17 protein-coding genes are annotated in these 21,159 nt (G+C 58.7%); 11 read left to right on the forward strand and 6 right to left on the reverse strand.

Annotated features, from left to right (window positions below):
• Positions 1 to 180: 180 nt before the first annotated feature.
• Positions 181 to 957: an MBL fold metallo-hydrolase gene (locus tag BUE15_RS14160; protein WP_073286305.1), complete on the forward strand. Its 777-nt coding sequence runs from the start codon at positions 181 to 183 to the stop codon at positions 955 to 957.
• 104 nt (positions 958 to 1,061) lie between these two features.
• Here the strand turns inward: BUE15_RS14160 and BUE15_RS14165 are convergent, their stop codons facing one another.
• A complete protein-coding gene (locus tag BUE15_RS14165; protein ID WP_244535953.1) occupies positions 1,062 to 1,733 on the reverse strand; it encodes a YiiX family permuted papain-like enzyme in 672 nt (223 codons plus the stop codon).
• A gap of 54 nt (positions 1,734 to 1,787) precedes the next feature.
• On the reverse strand, positions 1,788 to 2,537 hold the full coding sequence (gene fabG / locus BUE15_RS14170; RefSeq protein ID WP_073286308.1) for a 3-oxoacyl-[acyl-carrier-protein] reductase: 750 nt from the start codon (positions 2,535 to 2,537) through the stop codon (positions 1,788 to 1,790).
• 152 nt (positions 2,538 to 2,689) lie between these two features.
• On the opposite strand from fabG, the gene BUE15_RS14175 reads away from it, so the two are divergent.
• Entirely contained in the window at positions 2,690 to 3,934 is a 1,245-nt protein-coding gene (locus BUE15_RS14175; protein WP_073286310.1) for an NAD(P)/FAD-dependent oxidoreductase, read from the forward strand.
• 232 nt (positions 3,935 to 4,166) lie between these two features.
• Here BUE15_RS14175 and BUE15_RS14180 read toward each other — a convergent pair whose 3' ends face one another.
• A complete protein-coding gene (locus BUE15_RS14180) occupies positions 4,167 to 4,907 on the reverse strand; it encodes a tetratricopeptide repeat protein (RefSeq protein ID WP_073286313.1) in 741 nt (246 codons plus the stop codon).
• A gap of 233 nt (positions 4,908 to 5,140) precedes the next feature.
• On the opposite strand from BUE15_RS14180, the gene lpdA reads away from it, so the two are divergent.
• The gene (gene lpdA, locus BUE15_RS14185; RefSeq protein WP_073286316.1) at positions 5,141 to 6,535 is read left to right on the forward strand and encodes a dihydrolipoyl dehydrogenase; all 1,395 of its coding nucleotides are present in this window, start codon (positions 5,141 to 5,143) and stop codon (positions 6,533 to 6,535) included.
• A gap of 89 nt (positions 6,536 to 6,624) precedes the next feature.
• Positions 6,625 to 7,329, forward strand: coding sequence for a hypothetical protein (locus BUE15_RS14190; RefSeq protein WP_073286319.1), 705 nt, complete (start codon positions 6,625 to 6,627; stop codon positions 7,327 to 7,329).
• 334 nt (positions 7,330 to 7,663) lie between these two features.
• On the opposite strand, the gene argH is transcribed toward BUE15_RS14190, so the two are convergent.
• The 3 genes from argH to argB form a co-directional block, all read right to left on the reverse strand.
• Positions 7,664 to 8,962, reverse strand: a complete 1,299-nt coding sequence (gene argH / locus BUE15_RS14195; protein WP_073286321.1) for an argininosuccinate lyase — start codon at positions 8,960 to 8,962, stop codon at positions 7,664 to 7,666.
• Positions 8,963 to 9,161: 199 nt separating this feature from the next.
• Positions 9,162 to 10,232, reverse strand: coding sequence for a M20 family metallo-hydrolase (locus tag BUE15_RS14200; protein ID WP_073286324.1), 1,071 nt, complete (start codon positions 10,230 to 10,232; stop codon positions 9,162 to 9,164).
• Complete coding sequence (gene argB / locus BUE15_RS14205; RefSeq protein ID WP_073286327.1) at positions 10,220 to 11,002, reverse strand: acetylglutamate kinase; 783 nt, start codon at positions 11,000 to 11,002, stop codon at positions 10,220 to 10,222. Before argB ends, BUE15_RS14200 begins: the two co-directional genes overlap by 13 nt.
• 612 nt (positions 11,003 to 11,614) lie before the next feature.
• Here argB and BUE15_RS14210 point away from each other — a divergent pair.
• The 7 genes from BUE15_RS14210 (at position 11,615) to carB (ending at position 21,125) form a co-directional block, all read left to right on the forward strand.
• Positions 11,615 to 12,184, forward strand: a complete 570-nt coding sequence (locus tag BUE15_RS14210; RefSeq protein ID WP_073286330.1) for a hypothetical protein — start codon at positions 11,615 to 11,617, stop codon at positions 12,182 to 12,184.
• A gap of 119 nt (positions 12,185 to 12,303) precedes the next feature.
• Positions 12,304 to 13,491: an argininosuccinate synthase gene (argG, locus tag BUE15_RS14215; protein ID WP_073286333.1), complete on the forward strand. Its 1,188-nt coding sequence runs from the start codon at positions 12,304 to 12,306 to the stop codon at positions 13,489 to 13,491.
• On the forward strand, positions 13,481 to 14,461 hold the full coding sequence (argC, locus tag BUE15_RS14220; protein ID WP_073286336.1) for an N-acetyl-gamma-glutamyl-phosphate reductase: 981 nt from the start codon (positions 13,481 to 13,483) through the stop codon (positions 14,459 to 14,461). Before argG ends, argC begins: the two co-directional genes overlap by 11 nt.
• 109 nt (positions 14,462 to 14,570) lie before the next feature.
• Positions 14,571 to 15,773, forward strand: coding sequence for an aspartate aminotransferase family protein (locus tag BUE15_RS14225; protein ID WP_084549064.1), 1,203 nt, complete (start codon positions 14,571 to 14,573; stop codon positions 15,771 to 15,773).
• Between the two features lie 86 nt (positions 15,774 to 15,859).
• Positions 15,860 to 16,939 (forward strand): glutamine-hydrolyzing carbamoyl-phosphate synthase small subunit, encoded by a 1,080-nt coding sequence (carA, locus tag BUE15_RS14230; RefSeq protein ID WP_073286339.1) that lies wholly within the window; start codon positions 15,860 to 15,862, stop codon positions 16,937 to 16,939.
• A 596-nt stretch (positions 16,940 to 17,535) separates the two neighbouring features.
• Positions 17,536 to 17,826, forward strand: a complete 291-nt coding sequence (locus tag BUE15_RS14235) for a GIY-YIG nuclease family protein (RefSeq protein WP_073286343.1) — start codon at positions 17,536 to 17,538, stop codon at positions 17,824 to 17,826.
• Positions 17,827 to 17,894: 68 nt separating this feature from the next.
• Positions 17,895 to 21,125, forward strand: coding sequence for a carbamoyl-phosphate synthase (glutamine-hydrolyzing) large subunit (gene carB, locus BUE15_RS14240; protein ID WP_073286411.1), 3,231 nt, complete (start codon positions 17,895 to 17,897; stop codon positions 21,123 to 21,125).
• The last annotated feature ends 34 nt before the right edge of the window (positions 21,126 to 21,159 follow it).

The following is a 21,159-nucleotide window of genomic DNA, read 5'->3' on the forward strand; positions in this document are numbered from 1 at the left end:
ACGGCAGTTCTAGCGGTTTCCTGGAGCAACCATCCGCACCAGCAACATGATGTTTCCCATCAGCCCGAACTTGTACGGGCCGACGAGGTTATGCTCACGGTTTTCGGTGGCGGCTCCTTCCAAAGGACCGCACAGCCGGGCACCTTTGGTACTCACTCTCACTCAACAGGCAAAAAACGGATGAAATTTACGCTCGCTCTCACGGCCGTACTGGCTGCGTTTACGGTTCAGGCGCAGGCCCAGTCTGCTGCGCCACGTGTAGCCGCCGACCAGATTACGACCAAGAACGGTCCGCTCACGGTGCAGCCCATCACGCACGGCAGCGTGGTATTTACCTGGAACGGCAAAACCATCTACGTGGACCCCTATGATGGAGCTGAGGCCTACGCCGGGCTGGCCGCGCCCGATGTTATCCTGATTACGGACATCCACGGCGACCATATGGACCCCAAAACACTGGCGGGGCTTCCCGTAGGCAAGGCGTTGATGATAGCGCCCAAGGCAGTAGCCGAGAAGCTGCCCGCCGAATACAAAGCCCAGATCCGCGTCCTGAGCAATGGCCAGCGGCTCGACACGCTGGGCATGAGCGTGTCGGCGGTTCCGATGTATAACCTGCCCGAAGTGGCCGACGCCATGCACACCAAAGGGCGCGGCAACGGCTACGTGCTGGGCCTGGGCGGCAAAAACGTATACCTGTCCGGCGACACCGAAGACATTCCGGAAATGCGCGCCCTCAAAGGCATCGACGTGGCGTTTGTATGCATGAACCTGCCCTACACCATGGACGTGAACCAGGCCGCGCAGGGGGTGCTGGCCTTCAAGCCGGGCATCGTATACCCGTACCACTACCGCGGCCAAAACGGCCTGAGCGATGTGGCAGCATTCAAGAAAACCGTGAATACCGCCAACAAGAAAATCGACGTGCGGCTGCGCAACTGGTATCCGGCGGCCAAGTAAGGCCGCTCGCCAACGCGGAGCGTCTCCAGTTCCTCGGCAGAATCTGCTGCTGGCTTAGAACAAGAATAGACTGCCAACTGCTGCCACCGGGAGTAGTTGGCAGTCTATTTTACCTCTACCAATTCCGGGCTTTCAAACATCCTGACCGGCGAAATCACCTTTTCATCCAGCGGAAGGCGTTTGCCGTACCGCTCGCGCAGCTTGGCCTGCACGGCAGGGTGGGAGAGGTCAAACTCACGCAGCCGCTGCAGCCGGCCAATCTGCCGGCCGGTTGCCTCGTAATAGACTTTCCACAGCAGTTCCGAGCAGTAAATCCGTTCGTCGGACCAGCCGAAGTACAGGTCGTAGGGTTTGCCCCAGTAGCGCCGGCCAACATCCCGGAGGCGGCGCACAACGGTCGGCGTGAGCACCTGGTCGGCGTCGCGCAGGCGCTTGACTACGAAGTGCTGGTTTTTGCCGCGCGCAACCCACTGCTCCATCGGCGTGATGCTCACCGGCTGCACGGCTTCCAGCACCTGCCACTCGCCGCCCTGCCGCAGCAGCATGCCGCAGTGGCTGTAGGGGGAGTGTGTAGCCAGCTGGATGGCCTGGCTCTGGGCCGACTGCGAGGTCTGAAAAATAAGGTCCCCTTCGCGCAGCTTCCGCGACAAACCCAGCGTGGTAAGCTCGGCCTGCGCCAACCGGGCCGGGCGTTGCAGCACGCGCTGCAGGTGCGGATACATGCCGTAGGCCGCGAGCAGCACTGCTACGAGTAAAAGGAGAAGCTTACGGTTCACTACAGGACATGAAAAGGCCCGTTATGCGCAGCTCAACGGGCCCGACAAAAAATCTTAGGTCAGCATGCCGCCATCTACCTGCAGCACCTGGCCGGTGATGTAGCTGCTGTCGTCGGAGGCGAGGAAGGCGGTGGCTTTGGCCACGTCTTCGGGAGTGCCGCCGCGCTTCAGCGGAATGGCTTTGCGCCATTCGTCTACCTGCTTGGGGTCGAGGGCGTCGGTCATTTCGGTTTCGATGAAGCCGGGTGCAATGGCGTTGCAGCGGATGTTGCGCGAGCCCAACTCCAGCGCCACCGACTTCGTGAAGCCGATAATGCCCGACTTAGACGCCGCGTAGTTGCTCTGGCCTGCGTTGCCCTTCACGCCCACCACCGAGCTCATGTTGATGATGCTGCCGGCTTTGGCGCGCATCATGGGTTTGGTAGCGGCTTTGGTGAGATTGAACACCGACTTCAGGTTCACGGCCAGCACCTGGTCCCACTGCTGCTCGCTCATGCGCATCAGCAGGCCGTCCTGCGTGATACCGGCGTTGTTCACCAGAATATCCAGCTTGCCAAACTCGGCCACCACGTCTTCCACCAGTTTCTCGGCTTCGGCATACACCGAGGCGTCGGAGCGGAAGCCTTTGATTTTGGTACCGTGCGCGGCCAGTTCTTGTTCGAGCTGCTGGCCTTTTTCTACGCTGGAGAGGTACGTGAAAGCCACCTGAGCACCCTGTTGGGCAAAATATACCGCTATAGCGCGGCCGATTCCTTTGGAAGCGCCCGTAATGAGGGCCACTTTTCCGTCGAGCAGTTTAGTCATGCGGCGAAGATAGGTTTTTGGATTTGGGTTGGTGTGTTTCGGGGCGAGTAGACGAGCTGAACACGCCGGAGTGCAGGCAAGTTGCCATCTTCGTGGCCGGATTTCAGCTTTCGCAGGCAAGAAGCCGAAAATCAGCTCCTAAAAATCACTCCGTGCTCGAAACCGACATCTGCATTCTGGGGGCCGGCCCCGGCGGTGCCACCGCTGCGCTGCACCTCGCCAACGCCGGCCAGCCCTGCCTGCTCCTGGACCGCGCCACGTTCCCGCGCGACAAAGTGTGCGGCGACGCCCTCAGCGGCAAAGTCTTGGTGGAGCTGAAGCGGATTGATGCCGCGCTGCCGGCCCGCCTCCAGGCGCTGCCCACGCAGGTCCCCAGCTGGGGCATCGACTTCTACGCGCCCAACGGCCGCAAGCTGGCCGTGCCGTTTCGCTACAACTACAACCCCGCCACCGACCCGGCTGCCGGCCACATCAGCAAACGGATTGACTTCGATAATTTTCTGGTTGAGCAAGTGCGCCAGCGGCCGGAAATCGACTTTCGGGAAGGAGTGGACGTGGCTGCCACGGAGCCCCAGCCCGACGGCCGCTGGCTGCTGAAAACCGCCGACGGCACACCCGTGGCAGTGGTGCGGCTGCTGCTGGTCGCCAACGGGGCACAGTCGGGGTTTGCGCGCCAGATTGCGGGGCACGCGCTGGAGCCGGCCCACCACTGCGCCGGCCTGCGCGCCTACTACCGCGGCGTGCGCGGCCTGCACCCCGACAACTTCATCGAGCTGCACTTCATCAAGGATTTTCTGCCGGGCTACCTGTGGGTGTTTCCGCTGCCCAACGGCGAGGCCAACGTGGGCGTGGGGATGCTCACGGAGGCCGTGTCGAAGAAGAAAGTGAACCTGCGGAAGCGGCTCGCCGAAATTCTGGCCACGCACCCGGCGCTGAAAGAGCGGTTTGCTGACGCTGAGCGGCTGGGGCCGGTGCGGGGCTTCGGGCTGCCGCTGGGCTCCAGACGGCGCGCCTTGTCGGGCCGGAACTACCTGCTGCTCGGGGATGCCGCCTCGCTCATCGACCCGTTTACCGGCGAAGGCATCAGCCACGCTATGGTGTCGGGGCGGCATGCCGCCGACTGGGCCAGCCGGGCGCTGGCCGCCCAGGATTTCACGCCGGCGTTCCTGCGCGGCTACGATGCCGCCGTGTATAACCGGCTGGGGCAGGAGCTGCGCCTGAGCCGGGCTATGCAGAAGCTGCTCGACTATCCGTGGCTGTTCAACTTTGTGGCCAACCGCGCTGCCCGCAACCCCACGCTGGCCGAAACCCTGTCCATGATGTTCCTGGACCTGGACATGCGCGCCCGCGTCCGCCAGCCCAGCTTCTACCTGAAGCTGCTGTTTGGGGGAAAGTGATGAGGTGAAGAAGTGACAGGTGACACGTAAAAGGTGACAGGTGATGGGGGTAAAAAGAACGTCATTCCGAGCGAAGCCGAGGAATCTTGCGTGCTGAGGTGGTGATAGTACTTACCAGCCTAGCAGGATTCCTCGACAAGCTCGGAATGACGTTCTTTTTACCTGTCACCTGTCACCTGTCACCTGTCACCTGTCACCTGTCACCTGTCACCTGTCACCTGTCACCCAGAACCTATTTCCCAGCGTAGCGGCGCAGGCTTTTGGCGGCGGCAGGGTTAAGCTGGGTGGCCTTTTCGAGGTCGGCTTTGGCCTCGTTGGGCTTGTTGATGGATGAGTAGCTGATGCCGCGGTATTCGTACGCGTCGGCGTAGGTCGGGTCCAGCTCAATGGCTTTGGTGAAGTCCGGAATGGCGCTCTTGAACTGGAACATCTGCATGCGGGCCGCGCCCCGTCCGAAGAAGGCTTCCTTGTCGGCGGGATTGTAGCGGGTGGCTTTGCTGAAGTCGGAAACGGCGGCCGTGTACTGCTTCAGCTTGAGGCGGTTCAGGCCGCGGTTGTAGTATACCTCGGCGTTTTTGGGCTGCAGGCGGGCCGCGAAGTTGTAGTCGGCAATGGCGTCGTTGTAGTCTTTGAGGTGGCTTTTGGCCTTGGCGCGGGTCAGCACGGCATCAAAGTCGCGCGGCTTGCTGGCCAGCGTGGCATCGGCTACCTTAATGGCCTTGCGGTAGTCGGCACTGGTTTTGGGAGCCGCCGCTTCCACCGAAGAAGGTGCATCCGGCAGCGGAATAGCAGGCGCCGCCGAAGCCGAGAGCGTGGCATCAGTGCTGTCGGCTACGCGTGGGGCGGCCACTTCCTGGCGCATAGCACGCTGCGCGGTGGCGGTAGGCTTATCGGTTTCAACGGTGGTAGCACACTGCGAGAAGAAAAGCAGGCTACCGGCAATAGAAAGGAGCGAAACGTAACGATGAGTCATGGCGGGGGAACAAAAAAAGGAAGCTACAGGCCGAAAAAAGCCAGTTGGGCCTTCTACGGCAGCGCTACCCGAACGGATATGCCCTGGCCCCGGGTTTCGGCAGTGGAGCGGCCGGCGGCCGGGCAAAAGCCGGCGGTTGGTGAGTTGCGCCGCCTGCCTATCTTTGCCGGGCTCCATCTGTGGGGCCTCGTGCCCGGCGCGGGTTTCCCTATCTCACCCTCAAGTACAACAACATGGCATTGCAATACGACCTGGTCGTTGTCGGCAGCGGCCCCGGCGGCTACGTGGCCGCTATCCGGGCTTCGCAGCTTGGTCTGAAAGTCGGCGTCATCGAGCGGGAGTCGCTCGGCGGCATCTGCCTCAACTGGGGCTGTATCCCTACCAAAGCCCTGCTCAAAAGCGCCCAGGTATTTGAATATCTGAACCATGCCGCCGACTACGGCCTCAAAGCCGACGGCGTAGGCTACGATTTCGATGCCGTGATTAAGCGCAGCCGCGGCGTGGCCGAAGGCATGAGCAAAGGCATCAACTTCCTGTTCAAAAAGAACAAGATTGACGCCATCATGGGCACCGGCAAGCTGCTGGCTCCCGGCAAAGTAGAAGTAACCAAGGAAGACGGCACCAAGGAAACCGTCGAAGCCAAGCACATCATTCTGGCCACCGGCGCCCGCTCGCGCGAGCTGCCTACCATGCCCGTTGATGGCAAGAAAATCATCGGCTACCGCCAGGCCATGGTGCTGCCCGAGCTGCCCAAGCGCCTCGTGGTGGTGGGTTCCGGCGCCATCGGTGTCGAGTTTGCCTACTTCTACCGCACCATGGGCTCCGAAGTAACGGTGGTGGAATATCTGCCCCGCATTGTGCCCGTGGAAGACGAGGAAGTGAGCCGCCAGATGGAGAAATCCTTCAAGAAAATCGGTGTGAATGTGCTGACCAGCGCCGAGGTAACGAAGGTGGACACCAGCGGCGCCGGCTGCAACGTAACCATCAAAACCGCTAAAGGCGACCAGCAGATTGCCTGCGACGTGGTGCTGAGCGCCGTGGGCGTGCAAACCAACCTCGAAAACATCGGCCTCGAAGAGCTGGGCATCAAGGTGGAGAAAGGCCGCGTCATCGTCGACGACTTCTACCAGACCAACGTGCCCGGCATCTACGCCATCGGCGACATCGTGCCCGGCCCCGCGCTGGCTCACGTGGCTTCGGCCGAAGGTATTATCTGCGTCGAGAAGATTGCCGGCCACCATCCCGAGCCGCTCAACTACCAGAACATTCCCGGCTGCACCTACGCCTCGCCGGAAATTGCCTCGGTAGGCCTCACCGAAGCCGAAGCCAGAAAACAGGGCTACGACGTGCTGGTGGGCAAATTCCCGTTCTCTGCTTCCGGCAAAGCCTCGGCTGCCGGCGTGAAAGACGGCTTCGTGAAAGTCATCTTCGACAAGAAGTACGGCGAGTGGCTCGGTGCCCACATGATTGGTGCCAACGTAACCGAGATGATTGCCGAAGTGGTAGTAGCGCGCAAGCTCGAAACCACCGGCTACGAAATCATCAAAGCCGTACACCCGCACCCCACTATGAGTGAGGCTATTATGGAAGCCGCCGCTGCTGCCTACGGCGAGGTGATTCACCTGTAAGAGTGTAGCACGACCTCCGGTTGTGCCGAAATGTAAAAGGCGTCCTGTATTATTGCAGGACGCCTTTCTGTTTTAATTCTTGCGGACTTATGCTCAAAAATCTATCGTTGTATCTGTTGCTGGTAATGCTGTGTGGCTGCGTTCCGGAAGTAGAAAAAAAAGGTATTGATGCCGTCGCCAAATATTATGGCGGACAAGTAAATTATAAAATCGGAATGGGCGCCTCAACCAACGCAGAAGAATTGCAAGGGCGTTACGTGGAATTAGAATTGGTTAATGATAAGCTTGGAACGCAATTCAGTAAGCTTAGCATCCCGGCGTCTAATTGTGCTTACTTATTCTACACAAACTTGACTGAAGCAGAAAAACAGAATTATTCTTATGTAAAAATAGCAATTAAAGGAAAAAACAACCTGTATACGCAGGCATATACCCTTAAGCAATTAGCAATAGTAGAGCTGGCTAAAGATAAGTTTGATGAAGTAGGGAGCTTGATTGCTTACAAACGTTATGATGAATTGCTGGCACGAGTAAACGATGCTGATATTGCACCTTCTGCTTTGGATAATCTGAAAACTGCTTTTATCAATGCCGACGAAAAGTATGGCCAGACCAAAGCATTTCAATTGCAGGGTTTTGAGTTTTTTGAACACAAAGCCCGCGGCGAGATGCAACAGATGCTATCCATGTTCGGCACACTGCAAAAGGAGCGGATTAGTGGTGGCATCAGCCTAAGCGTAGACCCCGCAGTATCCATCACGAAGCGGTACATCGTCGGTATTCATCTCAATTAAAATTGGGTTGAAAGCTGCCCGAAGCCTATCTGCCTATCTCTGCTTCCCGGCCCACTACTACCGCCCCCGGCAGCGGCCCAAGCCTCGCCCGGTCCGACCAAAACCACCCCCGGCCCACCCGAAACGCCTGCCGGCCCGACCAAAGCGTCGCCCGGCTTGCCCGAAGCCTCTCCCGGCCTCTCCGAAGCTCTTCCCGGAGCAACCGAAGACGTTCCCGGAGATACTTTTGGGTCTTCGGGCACCCCGGAAGGGGTTTCGGGGAAGCCGGACAGCCTGTAGCAACCGGTCGGCGCTTCGGGCAGCGTTCCGGGCCGCATAGTGGGGGAGGCCGGCGCTACAGCAGCCGGCTGCCCTGCCGCAGCCGCTCTACTTTCGCCCGTATTTCGTCCAGGCCCAGGTTGTGCACGCTGCCCAGGTGCGTGGTCTGAAACTCCTTGTGCGGCACGTACGAGCCTTCTTCCACGGCCAAGCCTACCTGTTTGTAGGCGGTGCGGAAGGGCGTGCCGCTCTGGATGAGCTGGTTGATGTTTTCGACCGTAAACACGGCGTCGTATTTCTCCTGATTCAGCAGGTTGGGCTTGATGCGGAGCTGGGGCAGGGCGAACAGCACGATATCGAGGATGTCGAGCATCTGGGTCATGGGCTCGAAGAGCAGCTCCTTCAGAATCTGAAAGTCGCGGTGGTAGCCGCTGGGCAGGTTGCTGGTGGCTAGCATGAGCGTATTAGGCAGGGCTTGGAAGGTATTGCAGCGCGCCCGGATCAGCTCAAATACATCGGGGTTTTTCTTGTGGGGCATGATGCTGGAGCCGGTGGTAAACTCCTTGGGCAACTCCACGAAGGCCATGTCCTGCGAGTTGTACATCACCAGGTCGTAGGCCATTTTGGCGAGGGTAGCAGCCATGCCGGCCAGAGCAAACGCCACAGTCTTCTCAGTTTTGCCGCGCAGCATTTGGGCGCCCACGCTGCTCACGGCGAGGTTGCCGAAGCCCATTTCCCGGGTGGTCTGGAGCCGGTCGATGGGGAAGCTGCTGCCGAACCCGGCCCCGGAGCCCAGTGGGTTCTGGTCGGCCACGGTGTGGGCGGCTTCGAACAGGGCCAAGTCCAGCAGCAGGTGCTCAGCGTAGGCCGAAAACCACAGCCCGAAAGAGCTGGGCATGGCCGCCTGGAAGTGGGTGTAGCCGGGCATCAGGTCCTCTTTGTGCGTTTCGGCTTTCTGCAGCAGCACCTGCACCAGCTCCAGTGTTTTGGCGGCGGCCCGCTCGGTGTAGTCCTTCAGGAACAGCTGGATAGCCGTCAGCACCTGGTCGTTGCGGGAGCGGGCCGTGTGAATTTTCTTGCCCGCGTCGCCGAACTTCTCGGTCAGGTAGTACTCAATTTTGGAGTGCACATCCTCGAACTCCTCCTCGATGGTGAAGGTGCCGTTTTCGAGTTGCGCGGCCAGCTCCGTGAGGCCCTGCTGGAGCTGCTGGTTTTCGTCCCCGGAAAGCAGCCTGGCTTTCGCCAGCATGTTGGCCTGGGCCTTGGAAGCCTGCACGTCGAACTGCGCGAGGTACATATCCAGCTCCCGGTCGCGGCCCACGGTGAACTGTTCAATCTTCTTATCGACGGCAATGCCTTTATCCCAGATTTTCATGCTGCGTGGTTGGTTGTCACGACCAGTGCAGTCGTGGTAAATAGTAGACAGACAGTCATGTCGAGCTTGTCGAGACATCTCGCGTACTGACGTATGATTACTGTTGCAACGTCAGCACGCGAGATGCTTCGACAAGCTCAGCATGACGTGCTTTTTGGCTTTCGTTAAACGATACGCGAAGCATCGGCTTCGGGCGGCCTCACAGCACCAGCCCGTCCAGCAAAGCTACGTAGCCCTGCACACCCGCACGGATTTCGCTGAGTAGAATGTACTCGTCGGGGGTGTGGGAGCGGGCCGAGTCGCCGGGGCCGACTTTCACCGTGGTAAACGGCATCATCGACTGATCCGACAGCGTCACGGAGCCGAACGTGCGGTGGCCCAGGGCTATACCGCGTTGCACCAGCGGGTGGCCTGGCTCGATGTGGGAAGAGTTGAGGTGGGTGGAGCGGGGCGTAACGTCGGACGTGACGTGCTGGCGCACCAGCTCCACTACCTCCTGGTTGGAGTACAACTCGTTGGTGCGCACATCCACCACAAACGTGCAGCGGTCCGGCACCACGTTGTGTTGGGAGCCGGCCTGAATCTGCGTCACGGTCATTTTCACCGGGCCCAGCAGCTCCGACACCTCTGGGAAGCGGAACTCCTCGAACCACCGAATATCGGCTACGGCTTTGTAGAGGGCGTTTTCGCCTTCCTCCCGGGCAGCGTGCCCTGTCCGGCCATGAGCCACGCAGTCGAGCACCACGAGGCCTTTTTCGGCCACGGCGAGGGCCATTTGGGTGGGCTCTCCTACAATTCCCAGGTCGATGTGGCCTAGCAGGGGCAACACGCTCCGGATACCATTTGCCCCCGACACTTCTTCCTCCGCCGTAATGGCGCAGATCAGGTTGTAGGCCAAGTCGGTGCGCTCGTGAAAGTACAGGAACGTAGCGAGCAAACTCACCGCCGAGGCGCCCGCATCATTGCTGCCCAGGCCGATCAGCTTGTCGCCTTCCACTACAGCGCCCAACGGGTCATAGGTCCAGGTGTTGCCGGCCTTCACGGTGTCGTGATGGGAGTTGAGCAGGATGGTGGGCTTGGCGGCATCAAAGTGCTTCGACACGGCCCAGACATTGTTTTTATCCCGCCGCGGGTGGGCGCCGTGGAAGGTCAGGAAGCGGAAAATCAGCTCGGCTGTCTGGTCTTCTTCCCGCGAAAGGGAAGGCGTCTGAATCAACTCCTGCAGCAGCTCAATGGCGTCCTCGGTCAGCCGCTCGATTAGCTCCGGCATAGCACAGTTTTCACGGATTCGTTGATTTTCAGGGCGTTTTCAATCACTACGCGTTCCACCCCGGCCTCTAGCGCGGCAAAAGCATTATCCAACTTCGGCACCATGCCGGCGGCAATAACGCCCTCGGCCTTCAGCTGCTGATACTGGGCCGGCACAATCTGCGGAATCACCGAGTGCTCATCGTTGGTGTCCGAAAGCACCCCATCTTTCTCGAAGCAGAAGTGCAGCTCCACCTTATACTGCACGGCCAGAGCGCACGCTAAAGTGCTGGCAATGGTATCGGCGTTGGTATTGAGCAGCTGGCCTAGGCCGTCGTGGGTGATGGCGCAGAACACGGGCGTGATGCCGGCCTGCAGCAACTGGCCTAGCAGCTCCGTATTGACGCTACCGTCGGGCAAGTCGCCCACAAAACCGTAGTCGATGTCCTTTACCGGGCGTTTCACGGCCCGAATAGCATTGCCATCGGCCCCCGACAGGCCTAGCGCATCCACGCCGGCCGCCTGTAGCAAGGCCACCACCTGCTTGTTGGTTTTGCCGGCGTAGAACATCGTCACGATGTCGAGGGTAGGGGCGTTGGTGATGCGGCGGCCCTGCACCATCTGGGGCTCGATGCCGAGGTTCTGGAGCATCTGGCTGGCGCCTTTGCCGCCGCCGTGCACCAGGATTTTTCGGCCGGGGATGCGGGCCAGCTCCGTCAGGAAGTGGCCTAGCTGGGCTTCATCATCAATGATGCCGCCGCCGATTTTAAAAATTTTCAGGCCTTCGCGCATGGAATAGGATTCGGGAAAAATGGGCGTAACGGGCCGCCAAGTGCCAAATGAAGCCGCTGCCGGTGCCGCGGCCCGGCGCAAACACGCCGGAGCCGGGAACATTTTTTGCGGCCGGGCCGGCAAAGTTTCCAAAAAAAAACATCTAGTTTTGCAACGATTTAGCGGTCCTATTCATTTTAAACCGCAGAAACACCCCACGCCGCCCCGCGGCCGTTGTCAATGCCTCTTCTCTCTTCTATTGCGCTTCTGCGACGACCAAACCTGGTTGTGCGAACAATGCCAGCTTAAGAGCTGGCATGCAATACGTCGTCGGGGTTTTTAGGATAAAACCTGGCGAGAGGGCCACCCAGTAAGCGCCCTACGGAAGAAAGTTTCTCAGAGTAACGACTTGACACGAGTGTAGGCCCTAGTGCACCCTTGCCCGACTGAACCCTAAGTACCCCGCAACCGGGGCAATTCAGCGGACGCTTGCTTTTTCGAGCTTTTTCAGGCTGTCAGCTACCCCGCTGATGGTAGCGAAGCCGCAACCCTGGACCTCGTTTCCAAGCTCCTCCCTTACCGTCTTTTCGAGTCTGTTGCCGTACACAAAAGGCAACTAACTGAGCTTCGACCATGATTTTACGAGTCGCCGATGCTGCTGATGCGCAGTACGTGGACACCCTTTGCCAGTGGTATGCCGAATCTGCCAAAGCGCGGGGCGTCGGCATTGCCAAACGCGACCCTAACTATCTGCTAAAGAAGATGGTGAAAGGCGACGCCATTATTGCCTTTATCGACGAGCAACTGGCCGGCTTCTGCTACATCGAGACCTTCGAGGACAACAAGTTCGTGGTCAACTCGGGGCTGATTGTAAACACGGAGTTGCGCAAAGAAGGCTTGGGTCGCGCTATCAAGCACCGCGTGTTTGAGCTTTCCCGCACGAAATACCCAGCGGCTAAGATTTTCGGTATCACGACTTCAGCGGCCGTGATGAAGATCAACAACGAGCTGGGTTACCGCCCCGTCACTTTCCCCGAGCTGACCCAGTCGGACGATTTCTGGAAAGGCTGCTCGAGCTGCAAAAACTACGGCATCCTGATGGAAAACGAGCGCAAAATGTGCCTGTGCACCGGCATGGTCTACGACAAGCTCGACGACCAGTTCAGCCAGCAAACCATCGAAATCCTGAGTCAGGAACGATAGAGAGCCTAGAAGTGAGCCGTTAGAGCTTAGAGCAGTTCTAATGGGTTTTCCTTGCTCTCACTTCCCTCTTCCGAGTCCTGCTTTCTACGCGCTAACATCTGAGTTCTAAGTTCTCCTAAATGAAAAAGGTAGTTTTAGCTTACAGCGGCGGCTTGGATACGTCCTACTGCGTTGTGTATCTGACGAAAGAGCTGGGCCTGGAAGTCCACACGGTCATCGTTAACTCAGGCGGTTTTTCGAAGGAAGAATTGGCTGAAATCGAAAAACGCGCCTATGAAATGGGCTCCAAGCGCCACGAAGTAATTGACGTAACCGAGCGGTTTTACCAGGACTGCCTGCGCTACCTGCTGGCCGGAAACATCCTAAAAAACGACACCTACCCGCTGAGCGTAAGTGCCGAGCGCATGTTCCAGAGCCTGGCCCTGGCTGAATACGCCCGCGAAAACAAGGCCGACTACATTGCCCACGGCAGCACCGGCGCCGGCAACGACCAGGTGCGCTTTGATGTGGCCTTCTCGGTGATTTCGCCTAATACGGAAATCATCACGCCCATCCGCGACCTGGGCCTGTCGCGCCAGCAGGAAATCGAATATCTACAGGCCAACGGGGTGGAGATGAGCTGGGAAAAAGCCAAATACTCCATTAACAAAGGTATCTGGGGCACCAGCGTGGGCGGGGTAGAAACCCTGACTTCGCGCCAGGGCCTGCCCGAAGCGGCCTGGCCGACGCAGCTTACCAAAACCGAGCCGCAGGAAATCAGCATTACGTTTGAGGAAGGCGAGCCGGTAGCCCTGAACGGCGAAACCATGAATCCGGTGGACCTGATTGTGGCCCTCAACGAGCTGGCCGGTCAGTATGCTATCGGCCGCGATACCCATGTGGGCGACACGATTCTGGGCATTAAAGGCCGCGTGGGCTTTGAGGCGCCCGCGCCGCTCATTCTCATCAAAGGCCACCACCTGCTGGAAAAGCACGTGTCGAGCCGCTGGCAGCTGTTGCACAAAGACTACATTGCCAACTGGTACGGCACGCTGCTGCACGAGGCCCAGTACCTCGACCCGGTGATGCGCGACATGGAGGCGTTCCTGGAGTCGTCGCAGGCGCGGGTGTCGGGCACGGTGTACGTGACGCTGAAGCCTTACCAGTTTGAGCTGTTGGGCATTGAGTCAGACTTTGACATGATGCAGTCGAAGGTGGCCACCTACGGCGAGGAAAACAACGCCTGGGATTCGCGGGACGCGAAAGGCTTCATCAAGATATTCAGCAACCAGCTGCGGATTCATAGCTCCTTCAACGATGAAAATTAAGGTCGGCATCGTCGGCGGGGCCGGCTACACGGCGGGGGAGCTACTTCGCATTCTGCTGCACCACGAGTACGCGGAGCTAGGTGCCATCGTCAGTTCCTCCAACGCCGGAAACCCTATCTACCAGGTGCATGATGACTTGGTGGGCGAGACGGACCTGGTGTTTGCCTCGGAGCTGGCCGGTGATGAAGACGTGGTGTTCCTATGCCTGGGCCATGGCAACTCTAAAGATTGGCTAACCCAGCACGAGCTACCAGAAACCACCCACATCATCGACCTCAGCAACGACTTCCGCCTGGAAGCTGACGCGGAGTTTGAAGGCCGGGAGTTTGTGTACGGGTTGCCGGAGTTGAACCGGAGCCGCATTCAGCAGGCCCAGAGTATTGCCAACCCCGGCTGCTTCGCTACGGCCATCCAGCTGGCGTTGCTACCCCTGGCGCAAGCGGGTAAGCTCACGGACGATGTGCACGTATCGGCCATAACGGGCAGTACGGGCGCGGGGCAGAGCTTGTCGGAGACGGTGCACTTCTCGTGGCGCACCAACAACGTGTCCATCTACAAGCCCTTCACGCACCAACACCTCGGCGAAATCGGGGAGAGCCTGGCGCAGCTGCAGCCGCAGCTGGATAGCGCCATGCACTTCATCCCGTACCGTGGCAACTTCACGCGGGGCATCTTCGCCAGCGTCTACACGCCGTCGGACCTGACCCAGGAAGAGGCGCGGGAGCTGTACCAGCAATTCTACGCCGATGCGCCGTTCACCACGGTATCGGATAAGGAAATCCACCTGAAGCAGGTAGTGAATACCAACAAGTGCCTGCTGCACGTGCAGAAATTCGGCAAGCAGCTGCTTATCACCTCGGTTATCGACAACCTGGTGAAAGGCGCTTCCGGCCAAGCCGTGCAGAACATGAACCTGCTATTTGGCCTACCGGAAACGACTGGCCTAGGATTGAAAGCGGGGCTGTTTTAGCGGCACAGGTGTCCCAGGGTTGAAACCCTGGGCTACGCAGGGCCCAGCCAGTCTCTTTACATTTTCGCTGACTAGCCCAGGGTTTCAACCCTGGGAATACCGCAAAACCATGGAGCTTTTCAACGTGTATCCGCTCGTCAACATCACGCCGGTAAAGGCGATGGGGGCGAAACTCTGGGACGATAAGGGCCAGGAATACCTGGATTTCTACGGCGGCCACGCCGTTATTTCCATCGGCCACAGCCACCCGCACTACGTGCAGCGCCTCACGGAGCAACTGCAGAACATCGGCTTCTACTCCAACTCGGTGCAGATTCCGATTCAGGCGCAGCTAGCCCACAAGCTAGGCCAGGTGTCGGGCTACGAGGACTACTCGCTGTTCCTGTGCAACTCCGGCGCTGAGGCCAACGAGAATGCCCTGAAGCTGGCCTCCTTCCACACCGGCAAAAAGCGCGTGGTGGCCTTCAAAGGCGCTTTCCACGGCCGCACCTCCGGGGCAGTAGCCGCTACTGATAACCCTAAAATCGTAGCGCCCTTCAACGCCGACCATGCCATTTCCTTCGTGGAGTATGACCTAGCCGCGGTAGAGCAGGTGCTGCAAGGCGGCGACGTGTGCGCGGCCATCATCGAGCCCATTCAGGGGGTAGGCGGCATCATCATGCCTTCTGATGAGTTCCTGACTGGCCTAGCCGCGCTGTGCAAACGGTACGGTGCCCTGCTGATTGCCGACGAAGTGCAGAGCGGCTACGGCCGCAGCGGCAAATTCTTCGCGCACCAGCACGCCGGCATCCGCCCCGATGTTATTTCGGTGGCCAAAGGCATGGGCAACGGCTTCCCCATCGGCGGCATCCTGATTGCGCCGGAGCTGAAGGCATCTTATGGCTTGCTGGGCACCACGTTCGGCGGCAACCACTTGGCTTGCGCAGCCGCCCTGGCGGTGCTGGAGGTGATTGAGCAGGAAAACCTGGTGCAGCACGCCGCCGAGCTAGGCCACTACCTCCGCACGGAGCTGGAAGCCCACGCCGGGGCCGAGGAAATCCGCGGCCGCGGTCTGATGGTGGGCATCAAGTACGACTTCCCCATTAAGGACGTACGCGACAAGCTGCTCTCAGACTATCACATCTTCGTGGGCAACGCTTCTGACCCGACAGTGCTCCGCCTGCTCCCGCCACTCAACATCACTAAAGCCGAAGTTGATCGTTTCCTGCAGGCGCTGTATGCACTGACGGAGAAGTCAACACCTGTCATCCAGCAGGCTTCGGCGCTGGACCAGGACGGTGTAGAGACGCACTATTTCGCGTCTCGTCGTTGAACGACTTGTGTCAGAACAACGCAGCTTTAACAACGTCAGCAACGATTGAGGCGCAACATGTTGTGTCTCTGCAATAGAACAACCAGATGTCCCAAACAGTAAAACTAGTGCTGGAAGACGGCACCGAAATCGAGGGTACTTCTTTCGGTGCCTTTACCTCGGCCGCGGGCGAGGTGGTGTTCAGCACGGCCATGACCGGCTACCCCGAAAACCTTACCGACCCGTCCTTCGCCGGCCAGATTCTGGTACTGACCTACCCGATGGTGGGCAACTATGGCGTGCCGGGTGAGGAGCTGTACGAGTCGATTTCCAAGATTTTCGAGTCGGACAAGATTCACATTGCCGGGCTGGTGGTGAACTACTACTCCGAGGAGCACAGCCACTGGAACGCCGCCAAGAGCCTGGGCGACTGGCTGGCGGAGTACAACATCCCCGGCATCTTCGGCGTGGATACGCGTATGCTCACCAAGAAGCTGCGCGAGAAGGGGGCCATGCTCGGCAAAATTGTGGCCGAGCAGGACGTACCCCTGCACGACCCCAACCTGGAAAACCTGGTGGCCCAGGTGAGCCCCCAAGGCGTGCAGCACTACGGCTCGGGCCAGCACAAAATCGTGCTGGTAGACTGCGGCACCAAAACCAACATCATCCGCTGCTTCCTGGAGCGCGACGTGGAGTTGATTCGGGTGCCCTGGAACTACGACTTCACCACGCTCGACTACGACGGCCTGTTCCTGAGCAACGGCCCCGGCGACCCGAAAATGTGCGACGCCACCATCCGGCACCTGCAAAAAGCCCTGCAGCAGGACAAACCCATTTTCGGCATCTGCCTGGGTTCCCAGCTGATGGGCCTGGCGGCGGGCGGCGACACCTTCAAGCTTAAGTACGGCCACCGCAGCCACAACCAGCCCGTGAAGCTCACCGGCACCCAGCGCTGCTACATCACCAGCCAGAACCACGGCTTCGCGGTAGACACCGAAACGCTGCCCGCCGAGTGGACCATGCTGTTCGAGAATCTCAACGACGGCACCTGCGAAGGCATCAAGCACAAAACCAAGCCGTTCTTCTCCACCCAGTTTCACCCTGAAGCCGCCGGCGGCCCTCAGGACACGGAGTTTCTGTTTGACCAGTTTCTGGACGAGGTAGAGAAGTACAAAGCTGGCAAGTAGCAGGTAGCAGAACGACCGAAAAAGAACGTCATGCTGAGCTTGTCGAAGCATCTCTACAGCTTCGTTGGAAATCGTTGAATGTAATCCGTTCTCGACTTTGAACAATGAGAATCCTGCTATGCACCAGTTTGCTGCTCGTTATTTGGTCGTCTACTTCATCTTACGCGCAACTTCGGCCTTGGCCTTTTTGGTCTACCAAACGAATTTCTATTGATTCAAACGTAGTGGCAGTTCAACGCGAATGGAAGTGTTTGGAATTAGGAATCAATAATCGTATGAATCCTCTTTCGCTCAACTTACACTGGAAACGAAAGTTTACAAGGTTCAAGGTGTATGATTTAGATAAAAAACGTATTTCGCCGCACAAGTATAGCTGTATAATTGTCACTCCTACCAGGCTTTTAATTGGAAAAAGGAACTTCGTTTTTTATGCAAATGACCATGAATACATTAGTAATCAGCTGCAAGGTAAGATAATGGATTCTCAGCTTTACATTCCACCAGGGTCCCGCTTGTATTATGCAATAGGAAAAGAATATGTGCAGCAGTAGGCATGCTTCGATTTCGCTCAGCATGACGTTCTGCCCCCCCCCAGCATGTACGTCTACATCCTGACCAACCCCACCCAAACCGTGCTCTACATCGGCGTAACGAACGACCTTCAGCGCCGCCTGTACGAGCACAGCAGCAGGCGGGGCGACGCCAGAAAATTTACCGGGCGGTATCAGGCTGACTTGCTGGTGTACTTTGAAATCTGCCCCCATGCCGTTCAAGCCATAGCGCGGGAAAAGCAGCTGAAAGGCTGGACGCGGGCCAAGAAAGACGCACTCATTGCTGCGTTCAATCCAAGCTGGCAAGCCATTGACTTAGAAACGTGGGCCGGCTGACCCCAACGAAGCGGTAGAGATGCTTCGACAAGCTCAGCATGACGTTCTTTTTGCATACTAACCCCAAAATGAACAAACCCAACAAAGTCCTCATCCTCGGTTCCGGCGCCCTCAAAATCGGGGAGGCCGGTGAGTTCGATTACTCCGGTTCGCAGGCCCTCAAGGCGCTGAAAGAGGAAGGCATCCGCACCATCCTCATCAACCCCAACATTGCCACCGTGCAGACGTCGGACGACATTGCCGACGACGTGTACTTCCTGCCCGTGACGCCCTACTTCGTGGAGGAAGTCATCAAGAAGGAGCAGCCCGACGGCATCCTGGTGGCCTTCGGCGGCCAGACGGCCCTGAACTGCGCCGTGGCCCTGTACCGCGCCGGCGTGTTCGAGAAGTATAACGTGAAGGTGCTCGGCACGCCCGTGCAGAGCATCATCGACACCGAGGACCGCGACATCTTCAAGGAAAAGCTCGATCAGATTGGTGTGCTTTCGGCCCGCAGCGTGGCCGTGACAACCATGGAAGACGCGCTGGCCGCGGCCGAGAAAATCGGTTTCCCCATCATCGTGCGGGCGGCGTTTGCGCTGGGTGGCCTAGGTAGCGGTTTCGCCAACAACATAGACGAACTGCGGGCCCTAGTCCAGAAATCCTTCACGACTTCTGACCAGATTCTGGTGGAAGAATCCTTGAAGGGCTGGAAGGAAGTGGAGTACGAAGTGGTGCGCGACCAGTATGACAACTGCATCACGGTCTGCAACATGGAGAACTTCGACCCCATCGGCATTCACACCGGGGAGAGCATCGTGGTGGCCCCGTCGCAGACGCTCAGCAACCGGGAGTACCACAAGCTGCGCAGCATCGGCATCAAAACCATCCGCCACCTGGGTATCGTGGGCGAGTGCAACATCCAGTACGCCCTCGACCCCGTGTCGGAGGATTACCGCGTGATTGAGGTAAATGCGCGCCTGTCGCGCTCCTCGGCGCTGGCGTCCAAGGCCACGGGCTACCCGCTGGCGTTTGTGGCCGCCAAGCTGAGTTTGGGTTACTCGCTGGCCGAGCTGAAAAACAGCGTGACGCAGACCACCTCGGCCTTCTTCGAGCCGGCTCTGGACTACGTGGTGGTAAAGCTGCCGCGCTGGGACCTTGGCAAGTTTGCGGACGTAAACCGGCAGATTGGCTCGGCCATGAAGAGCGTGGGCGAGGTAATGGCCATTGGCAAATCGTTCGAGGAAGCCATCCAGAAGGGCCTGCGCATGCTGGATACCGGCAAGCGCGGCTTCGTGGCTAACAAGCCCGAACAGGTGGACACCGCTACCATCGACCAGCTGCTGAGCGAGCCGAACGAGGAGCGCATCTTCGCCATCAACCTGGCTTTCGAGGCCGGCTACACCGTCCAGCAGGTCCACGATCTGACCAAGATTGACTTGTGGTTTTTGCAGCGCCTGCTCACCATTTTCGAGCTGGGCCAGCAGCTGGCTGAGCGTCGCGGCAGTGGCCTGGATGCCCTGGAAACTGTCCTGTTGCGCGAAGCCAAGAAAGCTGGCTTCTCGGACCAGCAGATTGCCGTGAAGGTGCTGGGCGAGGGCGACGTGAAAGCCGACGAGCTGTTGGTGCGGGCCCGCCGCAAGGCCCTGGGCGTGCTGCCGGTTATCAAGCAGATTGACACGCTGGCGGCTGAATTCCCGGCCAAAACCAACTACCTCTATAGCACCTACCACGGCACCGAAAACGACCTGGCGCAAGAAACCGACAAGTCGATTGTGGTGCTAGGTTCGGGCGTGTACCGTATTGGTAGTTCCGTGGAGTTCGACTGGTGCGGCGTAAATGCCGTGCAGACAGCTGCGGAGGAAGGCTACAAAACCATCATCATCAACTACAACCCCGAAACCGTTTCGACCGACTACGACGTGTCGGACCGGCTGTATTTCGAGGAACTGAGCTTCGAGCGGGTGATGGACATCTTGGAGTTCGAGCAGCCGCAAGGCGTAATCCTGAGCACCGGTGGGCAGATTCCAAACAACCTCGCTACTCGCCTGGCCGACGCCAAGGCTCCCATCCTGGGCACCGCGCCGGCCCGCATTGACGAGGCCGAGAACCGCCACAAGTTCAGCAGCATCATGGACGAACTGGGCATTGCGCAGCCCCGCTGGAAGGAGCTGACCTCCCTGAATGCTATGTTCGAATTTGTGGGCGAGGTAGGCTACCCCGTACTGATTCGTCCGAGCTACGTGCTGTCGGGTGCGGCCATGAACGTGGTTTCTAATGCTTTCGAGATGGAAGCTTTCCTGCGGGCCGCTTCAGAGGTAAGCGCCGAGTACCCGGTGGTGGTGTCGGAGTTTATGCAGGAAGCCAAGGAAATTGAGCTGGACGCGGTGGCCGACAAGGGCGAAATCGTGAGCTACGCCATTTCCGAGCACGTGGAGTTTGCCGGCGTGCACTCCGGCGACGCCACCATGTACTACCCGCCCCAGAAGGTGTACGTGGGCACCATCCGCAAGCTCAAAATCATTGCTGAGAAGATTGCCCGGCGCTACGAAATCAGCGGGCCGTTCAACATCCAGTTTCTGGAAAAAGACGGCGAAATCCGGGTGATTGAGTGCAACATCCGCGCCTCGCGCAGCTACCCCTTCGTGTCGAAAGTATCGGGCAACAACCTGATCAAAAAGGCCACGCAGGTACTGCTGGGCAAGCACGTTGAGCGCGACGAGAGCGAGCGGGTGTACGACTTGCCCTTCGTGGGCGTGAAGGCCCCGCAGTTCTCCTTCACCCGCCTGCCCGGCGCCGACCCCGTGTTGCGCGTGGATATGGTGAGCACCGGCGAGGTAGGCTGCCTGGGCGACACCGCCGAGGAAGCGCTGCTGAAGTCGATGTTGAGCGTAGGATACAAGATTCCGCAGAAGTCGGTGCTGATTTCCGGCGGCCCCATCAAGTCGAAAGTAGCGTTGCTGTCGGCCGTGGAGCTGCTGGTGAAGAAGGGCTACACCATCTACGCCACCCAAGGCACGCACCGCTTCTTCGCCGAAAACAGCATCCCCAGCAGCCTGCTCTTCTGGCCCGACGACTACCAGGAGCCCAACGTGCTGACCTACCTCAAGGAGAAGAAAATCGACCTGGTCATCAACATTCCTAAGAACCTCTCGAAGGGCGAGCTGGACAACGACTACAAAATCCGCCGCACCGCCGTGGATTTTGGTATCGGTTTGCTGACGAATGCGCGACTGGCGAAGGCGTTTATTCAGGCTTTCTGCACCCTGGAAATGAAGGACTTGAAGATCAAGAGCTGGAATGAGTATAAGGCGATGTAATAAGTCTCACTAGAAAACAAAAGAACGTCATGCT

Origin of the sequence: Hymenobacter psychrotolerans DSM 18569, from assembly GCF_900142395.1 — a bacterium.
GTDB classification, from domain to species: Bacteria; Bacteroidota; Bacteroidia; order Cytophagales; family Hymenobacteraceae; genus Hymenobacter; species Hymenobacter psychrotolerans.

What these genes read in the sequence shown, in the direction of transcription:
- BUE15_RS14160 (WP_073286305.1), top strand. Translation starts at nt 181, where the DNA reads ATGAAATTTACGCTCGCTCTCACGGCCGTACTGGCTGCGTTTACGGTT.
- fabG (WP_073286308.1), bottom strand. Translation starts at nt 2,537, where the DNA reads ATGACTAAACTGCTCGACGGAAAAGTGGCCCTCATTACGGGCGCTTCC.
- BUE15_RS14180 (WP_073286313.1), bottom strand. Translation starts at nt 4,907, where the DNA reads ATGACTCATCGTTACGTTTCGCTCCTTTCTATTGCCGGTAGCCTGCTT.
- lpdA (WP_073286316.1), top strand. Translation starts at nt 5,141, where the DNA reads ATGGCATTGCAATACGACCTGGTCGTTGTCGGCAGCGGCCCCGGCGGC.
- BUE15_RS14190 (WP_073286319.1), top strand. Translation starts at nt 6,625, where the DNA reads ATGCTCAAAAATCTATCGTTGTATCTGTTGCTGGTAATGCTGTGTGGC.
- argH (WP_073286321.1), bottom strand. Translation starts at nt 8,962, where the DNA reads ATGAAAATCTGGGATAAAGGCATTGCCGTCGATAAGAAGATTGAACAG.
- BUE15_RS14200 (WP_073286324.1), bottom strand. Translation starts at nt 10,232, where the DNA reads ATGCCGGAGCTAATCGAGCGGCTGACCGAGGACGCCATTGAGCTGCTG.
- argB (WP_073286327.1), bottom strand. Translation starts at nt 11,002, where the DNA reads ATGCGCGAAGGCCTGAAAATTTTTAAAATCGGCGGCGGCATCATTGAT.
- BUE15_RS14210 (WP_073286330.1), top strand. Translation starts at nt 11,615, where the DNA reads ATGATTTTACGAGTCGCCGATGCTGCTGATGCGCAGTACGTGGACACC.
- argG (WP_073286333.1), top strand. Translation starts at nt 12,304, where the DNA reads ATGAAAAAGGTAGTTTTAGCTTACAGCGGCGGCTTGGATACGTCCTAC.
- argC (WP_073286336.1), top strand. Translation starts at nt 13,481, where the DNA reads ATGAAAATTAAGGTCGGCATCGTCGGCGGGGCCGGCTACACGGCGGGG.
- BUE15_RS14225 (WP_084549064.1), top strand. Translation starts at nt 14,571, where the DNA reads ATGGAGCTTTTCAACGTGTATCCGCTCGTCAACATCACGCCGGTAAAG.
- carA (WP_073286339.1), top strand. Translation starts at nt 15,860, where the DNA reads ATGTCCCAAACAGTAAAACTAGTGCTGGAAGACGGCACCGAAATCGAG.
- BUE15_RS14235 (WP_073286343.1), top strand. Translation starts at nt 17,536, where the DNA reads ATGTACGTCTACATCCTGACCAACCCCACCCAAACCGTGCTCTACATC.
- carB (WP_073286411.1), top strand. Translation starts at nt 17,895, where the DNA reads ATGAACAAACCCAACAAAGTCCTCATCCTCGGTTCCGGCGCCCTCAAA.